The 7,339-nt window shown below is 64.9% G+C and carries 9 protein-coding genes and 1 riboswitch; of the genes, 6 read left to right on the forward strand and 3 right to left on the reverse strand.

Translation table 11 applies throughout. The features are described 5' to 3' along the window. On the reverse strand, positions 1-287 hold a 287-nt coding region (locus V6M39_RS12285), incomplete at its 3' end, for an alpha-hydroxy-acid oxidizing protein (RefSeq protein WP_332644102.1). 78 nt (positions 288-365) lie between these two features. On the opposite strand from V6M39_RS12285, the gene V6M39_RS12290 reads away from it, so the two are divergent. After that, positions 366-905, forward strand: coding sequence for a PadR family transcriptional regulator (locus tag V6M39_RS12290; protein ID WP_332644103.1), 540 nt, complete (start codon positions 366-368; stop codon positions 903-905). On the opposite strand, the gene V6M39_RS12295 is transcribed toward V6M39_RS12290, so the two are convergent. Further along, complete coding sequence (locus tag V6M39_RS12295) at positions 881-1,108, reverse strand: SCO4848 family membrane protein (RefSeq protein ID WP_332644104.1); 228 nt, start codon at positions 1,106-1,108, stop codon at positions 881-883. The genes V6M39_RS12290 and V6M39_RS12295 overlap by 25 nt on opposite strands. Before the next feature lie 38 nt (positions 1,109-1,146). Between V6M39_RS12295 and V6M39_RS12300 the strand changes: the two genes are divergently transcribed. The 5 genes from V6M39_RS12300 to V6M39_RS12320 all read left to right on the forward strand — a co-directional run bounded on the left by V6M39_RS12300 (position 1,147) and on the right by V6M39_RS12320 (position 5,624). Continuing rightward, on the forward strand, positions 1,147-1,545 hold the full coding sequence (locus V6M39_RS12300; RefSeq protein WP_332644105.1) for a nuclear transport factor 2 family protein: 399 nt from the start codon (positions 1,147-1,149) through the stop codon (positions 1,543-1,545). Next, complete coding sequence (locus tag V6M39_RS12305) at positions 1,542-3,569, forward strand: NADPH-dependent 2,4-dienoyl-CoA reductase (protein WP_332644106.1); 2,028 nt, start codon at positions 1,542-1,544, stop codon at positions 3,567-3,569. Before V6M39_RS12300 ends, V6M39_RS12305 begins: the two co-directional genes overlap by 4 nt. 17 nt (positions 3,570-3,586) lie before the next feature. After that, entirely contained in the window at positions 3,587-4,114 is a 528-nt protein-coding gene (locus tag V6M39_RS12310) for a DUF1697 domain-containing protein (RefSeq protein ID WP_332644107.1), read from the forward strand. After that, positions 4,101-4,916: an NAD-dependent protein deacetylase gene (locus V6M39_RS12315; protein ID WP_332644108.1), complete on the forward strand. Its 816-nt coding sequence runs from the start codon at positions 4,101-4,103 to the stop codon at positions 4,914-4,916. Before V6M39_RS12310 ends, V6M39_RS12315 begins: the two co-directional genes overlap by 14 nt. Positions 4,917-4,991: 75 nt before the next feature. After that, a complete protein-coding gene (locus tag V6M39_RS12320; RefSeq protein WP_332644109.1) occupies positions 4,992-5,624 on the forward strand; it encodes a DUF4389 domain-containing protein in 633 nt (210 codons plus the stop codon). 325 nt (positions 5,625-5,949) lie between these two features. On the opposite strand, the gene serA is transcribed toward V6M39_RS12320, so the two are convergent. Then, positions 5,950-7,194: a phosphoglycerate dehydrogenase gene (gene serA, locus V6M39_RS12325; RefSeq protein ID WP_332644110.1), complete on the reverse strand. Its 1,245-nt coding sequence runs from the start codon at positions 7,192-7,194 to the stop codon at positions 5,950-5,952. A 45-nt stretch (positions 7,195-7,239) separates the two neighbouring features. After that, positions 7,240-7,327: riboswitch (ZMP/ZTP riboswitch) on the reverse strand. Between the last annotated feature and the right edge of the window lie 12 nt (positions 7,328-7,339).

A 7,339-nucleotide genomic window follows, 5' to 3' on the forward strand; every position in this document is an offset into this window, starting at 1 on the left:
TCCGCGTCCGCAGCGGCGCGCGCCGTCCCGAGCTCCGCATCGGCGTGCGCCCCACGCTGGTACGCCATCGGCGCGACCAGGACCGGGTGCGGCCGGGTGCGGCCGAGCAGAGTGACCGAGGTGTCGCGCTCACCCACGCCGATCAGTACTCGGGGTTGCAACGCGAGCCGCCGCCAGGACTCGACGTTGTCGCGCAGGGTGATCTCGTCGCCAGCGCCGCCGGCGAAATAGCCGTACGCGCCAGCGCCCAGCAGCTCAGCTGCCCGGGCCTCGAAGTCCGCGATCACACACCCACCGTACGCGCCAGAATCCTGCCGTCTACGCAACTAGTTGCATAGCAACGCGTTGCATAGTACGGTCTCGCCATGGCTTTGGAGCACGCGATCCTGGTGTCCCTCGCGGAGAAGACCGCGTCGGGATACGACCTCGCACGTCGCTTCGACGCGTCGATCGGTCATTTCTGGAAGGCAAGCCACCAGCAGATCTACAAGGTCCTGGGTCGCATGGAGTCCGACAAGTGGGTCGAGTCGCACCTGGTCGCCCAGGACAACCGACCGGACAAGAAGGTCTACTCGATCACCGGCGAGGGTCGCGATGAGCTGATGCGCTGGTCGTCCGTGCCGACGCCGATCGAACCGCTCCGCAGCGAGTTCGCGGTGAAGCTTCGCGGCACCCAGTTCGGTGATCGTGACGCTGTGCTTGCCGACGTGCGCGTACGCCGCGCTGCCCACGAAGCCCAGATCGCGTACTACGAGGCGAGCGCCCAACGGCACTACCCCGATCCGTCATCGCTGCGTGAAGACGAGCTCGGCGCCTACCTTGTGCTGCGCGGTGGCATCCTCGCCGAGCACACCGGGATGGCCTGGTGCGACGAGATCCTTCAGGCCTTCGAGGCAGAGCGATGAGCGCGTACGCCGACCACCAGCACGCCAAGACCGATCACGATTGCCGTCGTGATGAGCACGGCATGCACCCAGAAGAACGCCTGCGGAGTGCTGTTCCAGTGCTCACCCGCCCAGGCTCGGTCGTCCTCGACGATCGCCTTCGCAAAGCGTGGCCAAATCACCACGTTGAACACGCCCGCGGCGATCAGGAACCGGGCACTCATCTTCGAAATCACATCCTCATCCCATCACAGGAGAATTCATGAAGGAGTTCCGCGCTGCCGTCGAGGCAGGAGACTTCGAGGGGCTCGGCGACCTGCTCGCCGATGACGTCGTCTTCCGCAGCCCCGTCGCGTTCAAGCCGTACGACGGCAAGCCGATCGTTGCCGCGATCCTGCGAGGAGTCGGCCGGGTGTTCACCGAGTTTCGGTACGTCCGCGAACTGGAGGACGCCGACGGCAGCGGGTCTGCCCTGGTCTTCGAAACTGTCGTCGACGGCGTCAGCGTCAACGGCATCGACCTCATTCGTACGAACGAAGCCGGGCTCGTCAGCGAGCTCACCGTGATGGTCCGCCCGTTGTCCGGTGCCAATGCCCTCGCCACAGCGATGGCAGCCCAGTTTGAACAAATCGTCGCCGAGGCCTCAGGAGAGACCGCATGACCAGCCCCTACCCACACCTGCTCGAGCCGCTCGACCTCGGCCACACCACGCTGCGCAACCGCGTGATCATGGGCTCGATGCACACTGGCCTCGAGGACCGCGCCAAGCACCTGCCCGAGCTCGCGGCCTACTTCGCCGAAAGAGCTCGGGGTGGGGTCGCCCTCTCCGTGACTGGTGGCTACGCACCCAACCGCCACGGCTGGCTGCTCCCGTTCGGCTCGCTGATGACGTCGAAGAAGCTTGCCGACAAGCACCGCCTGGTCACCGACGCCGTGCACGAGCACGACGGCAAGATCGCGATGCAGATCCTGCACGCCGGCCGCTACGGCTACCACCCGTTCAAGCGGGCAGCGTCCTCCAAGCCCTCGCCCATCACCCCGTTCGGCAAGCCCAAGGCGATGTCGACCAAGGAGGTCGACGACACGGTCAACGACTTCGCGAAGTCGGCTGTGCTTGCACGTCGCGCGGGCTACGACGGCGTCGAGATCATGGGGTCCGAGGGCTACCTGATCAACCAGATGATCACCGCCCGCACCAACAACCGCACCGACCGCTGGGGCGGCAGTGCCGAGAACCGCATGCGGTTCCCCGTCGAGATCGTCGAGCGCGTACGCGAGGCAGTCGGCGACGACTTCATCGTGATGTACCGCATGAGCCTGCTCGACCTGGTCGACGACGCCCAGAGCTGGGAAGAAACGGTCGAGCTCGCCAAGAAGCTCGAGACGGCTGGCGTCTCGATTCTCAACACCGGCATCGGCTGGCACGAGGCCCGCATTCCGACGATCGTCACGTCCGTGCCGCGTGGCGCGTTCGCGTGGGTCACCGGCAAGCTCAAGCCCGAGGTCTCCGTGCCGGTCGTCGCGTCCAACCGCATCAACACCCCCGAGATCGCCGAGGAGATCATCGCCTCCGGTCAGGCCGACCTCGTGTCGATGGCCAGGCCGCTGCTGAGCGATCCGCACTTCGTCAACAAGGCGGCCGAAGATCGCGCCGACGAGATCAACACCTGCATCGCCTGCAACCAGGCCTGCCTTGACCACACGTTCAAGAACAAGCGCGCGACCTGCATGATCAACCCGCGCGCCGGCTACGAGACGACTCTGATCCTCCTCCCGACTCGCAAGGCCAAGCGCATCGCGGTCGTCGGGGCCGGTCCGGCCGGACTCGCTGCCGCAACTGAGCTCGCGGGTCGCGGTCACAGCGTCGAGTTGTTCGAGTCCCTGCCCGAGATCGGCGGCCAGTTCCGGCTGGCGATGCAGATCCCCGGCAAGGAGGAGTTCAAGGAGACGATCCGCTACTACTCCCGCCGCATGGAGATCGCTGGCGTCAAGCTGCACCTCGGCGTACGCGCTGGCGTCGACCAGCTTGCTGAGTTCGACGAAGTCGTCATCGCGACAGGTGTCGAGCCCCGCATACCGTCACTTCCCGGCGTCGATCACCCCAGCGTCGTCAACTACCAAGAGGTCATTCGCCATGGCGCTCCCGTCGGCAAGCGGGTTGCCGTCATGGGTGCGGGCGGCATCGGCTTCGACGTCTCGGAGTTCCTGCTGCACGACGCTGACGAGTCGATCGAGCACTGGATGGAGCGCTGGGGCGTCACCGACCCGTCACTCGAGCGTGGCGGTCTCGCGACCAAGCTCAAGGCGCCCCCGAAGCGTGAGGTGTTTCTCCTCCAGCGCAAGAACTCCGAGCTCGGCAAGGGCCTCGGCAAGACCAGCGGCTGGGTGCATCGCCAGACTCTCAAGGACTCCGACGTCGAGATGATCAAGGGCGTCACGTACGACCGCATCGACGATGCCGGTCTGCACATCACCCTCCGCAAGGGTGAGGACAACGAGGAGAGCCGAGTGCTCGACGTCGACACGATCATCCTGTGCACAGGACAGGAGTCCGTGCGCGATCTGGTCGAGCCGCTCGAGGCGCTAGGCAAGCCGGTGCACGTGATCGGCGGAGCTGACGTTGCCGCCGAGCTCGACGCGAAGCGCGCCATCAAGCAGGCGACGGAGCTCGCTGCTCGACTCTGAGTGGACATACTTGGTCCATGGCCAAGCGGATCATCCTGTTGCGTGCCGTGAATGTCGGCAAAGCTCAACTGCCGATGGCTCGGCTGCGCGAGATTGCTGAGGACCTCGGCGCCACAGACGTGTCCACCTACATTGCGTCCGGCAACCTCATCGCGGACGTACCTGGCAACGCCGCCGAGTTTGATCGGTCGCTGGAGAAGGCGATCGAGAAGGAGTTCGGCTTCTTCCGGGAGTCGATCTCGCGCACGCCGGCAGAGATCGAGAAGGCACTCGAGGCACATCCGTTCCCGGTCGACGAGCCGAAGTACTCATACGTCACCTTCCTCCTCGAGAAGCCGACCGCCGACGCGATCAAGAAAGCCGAGACGTACGAGACCGGTGCCGACCGGTGGAAGGTCATCGGAACCGAGATGCACATCAAGTACGCCAACGGGGCGGGTCGCCCGGAGATGAAGGACGCCTCGATCGGGCGAGCGCTCAAGGTGCCAGGCACAGCCCGCAACCTCAACACCGTCAAGAAGCTGATCGACCTTGCTGACGGCTGACCAGCTCATCGGCCGGCGACGACTGCTCGTCCTGACTGGTGCTGGCATGTCGACAGACTCCGGCATACCCGACTACCGCGGACCGGGTGCACCGGCGCGAATGCCGATGACCTACCAAGACTTCATCAAGGGCCCTGAGGCTCAGCAGCGCTACTGGGCCCGGGCGCACATCGGCTGGAGCCGCATGCGCCGTGCCGAGCCCAACGCCGGGCACCGCCTACTCGCCGGCATGGAGCGGGACGGGCGCCTCGACGGCCTCATCACCCAGAACGTCGACGGTCTGCATGGCCGCGCCGGTCACCGCAATGTGATCGACCTGCATGGGCGCATCGACCGAGTGATCTGCCTGGACTGTCGATCGATCAGCTCGCGCGCCGACCTGCATTCGCGCCTCCAAGGACTCAATCCCGGCTACGACCAGATCGATGCAGTGATGGCGCCCGATGGCGACGTTCTGCTCGAGGAGACCGACACATTTGTCGTTGCGCCTTGCACGGCGTGCGGCGGAAGGCTCAAGCCCGACGTCGTCTTCTTCGGCGAGAACGTACCCAAGGATCGCGTCGCCGAGTGCTACGAGCTCGTGGAGCAGGCAGAGGCCCTCGTCGTCCTCGGCTCGTCCCTGCAGGTGATGTCAGGGCTGCGGTTCGTACGAGCAGCCCGAACCCGAGGCATCCCGATCGTGATCGTCAATCGTGGCACCACGCGTGGTGACGACCTCGCCACGATCAAGCTAGAGGCGGGATGCGCCGAAACCCTCGCGGAGTGGACAGGTGCGCGCGTGACGGTGCACAGCCAAACGTGATCCAGGATCCCCCCGTTCACGGCGACAAGCCGCTACGGTGCGAGAGTCCGATCGTCGAAGCCTGAAGGACTCGCCATGAGCGCAGAGATGCCGCCGCCCCCAGCACCGCCCACCCCGCCGACAGGCGGCTACCCGGCCACGTTCGTCTTTGATCCACCTGAGTCGATTGCTCGTTGGCGGGTCATCGGCAACATCATCCTTGCCATCCCGCACTTCATCGTGCTGTACGCCCTCAACATCGTGGCCGAGCTCCTTGCCTTCGTCGCCTGGATCCTCGGTGTCTTCACCGGCAAGGTCCCGGCAGGGATCCTCGGCATCATCGCGATGTACGTCCGCTACAGCACGCGCGTCAGCGTCTACGCAGGATTCCTCACGGAGGAGTATCCGCCATTCACGTTCGGCACAACGTCCGTTGACCCGGGTGACTATGCACGCGTCAACGTCGGCTTCGCACCCGAGACCGAAGGTCGCAACCGACTGACGATCTTCTTCCGCATCATCCTGGCCATCCCGCACCTCATCGTGCTCGGACTCATCAGCATCGTGGCGTTCTTCGTCTACGTCGTCGCGTTCTTCGCAGTTCTGTTCACCGCCAAGTGGCCGGTCGGTCTGCGCAACTTCGTCGTCGGGTTGCTGCGGTGGAGCACGCGCCTCAATGCCTACATGTACCTGCTGACTGACAAGTACCCGCCGTTCAGCCTCGAGTAGACCGCGACCTCCCCAAGGGGACGCGCGAGGGCCGCCACCCTCAGGTGACGGCCCCCGCTTCTGATGACTACTCAGTAATAGTGTCTACGTCCTCCGACGCCTCGGTTCATTCCTCCGAGGACCCACAGGACAGCTCCGACCAATGCCAGAACTCCGCCGATCGTGTACAAAATCGGAATGTTCAGGACTGCGCCCAAGATCAGCAATACGATTCCGAGGATCAACATCTGAATTCCTCCACTCCCAGGCCACCGAGCGGCGGCCGATCGTCCTGGGAGTACCCACGGAGCCGGAGTTCACACCCTGAGCCGCGAATGTGCAGCGATCAGCTGAGCTGGCGCAGGCGGACGGTCTCGGGCAGGTCGGCGAGCTCGGTCAGCACCTCGGAGCCGACCTCGGCGGACACATCGGTGAGCACGTAGCCGATCTCGCCACGCGTCGCGAGCGACTGGGCCTCGATGTTCACGCCGTGCTCGCCGAGCAGGCCGTTGATCGTCGCCAGTACGCCGGGGGCGTTGCGATGCACGTGCGCCAGCCGATGCTTCGCGGCATCGGCGGGCAAGTTGATCTCCGGCATGTTGACGCTGAGCGAGGTGCCGCCGAACGACGCGTACGAGCGAAGCTTGGACGCCACGAAGCGGCCAATGTCCTGCTGCGCCTCTTCTGTCGATCCGCCGACATGCGGGGTGAGGATGACGTTCTTGAGGCCCTGCAGGTCGGACTCGAAGGGGTCACCCTGACGCTTCGGCTCAATCGGGAACACGTCGACGGCAGCACCAGCGATGTGGCCCGACTCAATGTGTTCGCGAAGGGCCTTCGTGTCGACGGCGATACCGCGCGACAGGTTGAGGAGCAGCGAGCGTGGCTTCATCAGCGCCATCTGCTCGTCGCCGAACAGACCAGCGTTGCCGGGACGGCCATCGACGTGCAGCGAGACAACGTCCGAGGTCTCCAGCAGCTCCTCGATGGTCGAGCAACGGCGCGCGTTGCCGAGCGCCAGCTTGTCGTCGATGTCGTAGAAGACAACCTTCAGTCCGAGCGCCTCGGCCACGACCGACAGCTGGCTGCCGATGTTGCCGTAGCCGATGATGCCGAGCGTACGACCGCGAACTTCGTGGCTGCCCGCAGCCGACTTGTTCCACACACCGTTGTGCATGTCGGTCGACTTCTCGTTCAACCGTCGGGCCAGCGAGATGATCTCGGCGATCGCGAGCTCCACGACGCTGCGCGTGTTGGAGTAGGGCGCGTTGAACACCGCAACACCTCGGGCCGTCGTGGCCTCGAGGTCGATCTGGTTGGTGCCGATGCAGAACGCACCGATCGCGAGCAGGTCGGGAGCGGCGTCGAGCACCTTCTCGGTGATGTACGTGGTCGAGCGGATGCCGAGGAGGTGTACTCCCTTGATCGCTTCGATCAGGTCGTCCTCGCCGAGGGCGCCGTCGAGCGCCTCGACCTGGTAGCCCTTGGCTCGCAGGAACTCCGCGCCGTCGGTGTGGATGTTCTCGAGCAGCAGGACGCGTACGTCCGCGTCGGCAAGGCGCTCAGTTGGGAACAAGTCGTTGCTCGTCATGGTCATCATCATCTCGCGTGCTCTCCAGTCAGCAGAACTTGGCTGACGTGGGGCCCAGGCGAACGGTCCCGATGTCGTGGTGATCGATCGCTCCCCGGTGGTACCCACCTCAACGCCAGTCGCGATCAACTACCCCAATCGTACC

The sequence above is a fragment of the Aeromicrobium sp. genome, from assembly GCF_036675695.1.
Classification (GTDB): domain Bacteria; phylum Actinomycetota; class Actinomycetes; order Propionibacteriales; family Nocardioidaceae; genus Aeromicrobium.

Coding starts and splice junctions, on each gene's coding strand:
- V6M39_RS12290 (WP_332644103.1), top strand. CDS start 366: ATGGCTTTGGAGCACGCGATCCTGGTGTCCCTCGCGGAGAAGACCGCG.
- V6M39_RS12295 (WP_332644104.1), bottom strand. CDS start 1,108: ATGAGTGCCCGGTTCCTGATCGCCGCGGGCGTGTTCAACGTGGTGATT.
- V6M39_RS12300 (WP_332644105.1), top strand. CDS start 1,147: ATGAAGGAGTTCCGCGCTGCCGTCGAGGCAGGAGACTTCGAGGGGCTC.
- V6M39_RS12305 (WP_332644106.1), top strand. CDS start 1,542: ATGACCAGCCCCTACCCACACCTGCTCGAGCCGCTCGACCTCGGCCAC.
- V6M39_RS12310 (WP_332644107.1), top strand. CDS start 3,587: ATGGCCAAGCGGATCATCCTGTTGCGTGCCGTGAATGTCGGCAAAGCT.
- V6M39_RS12320 (WP_332644109.1), top strand. CDS start 4,992: ATGAGCGCAGAGATGCCGCCGCCCCCAGCACCGCCCACCCCGCCGACA.
- serA (WP_332644110.1), bottom strand. CDS start 7,194: ATGACGAGCAACGACTTGTTCCCAACTGAGCGCCTTGCCGACGCGGAC.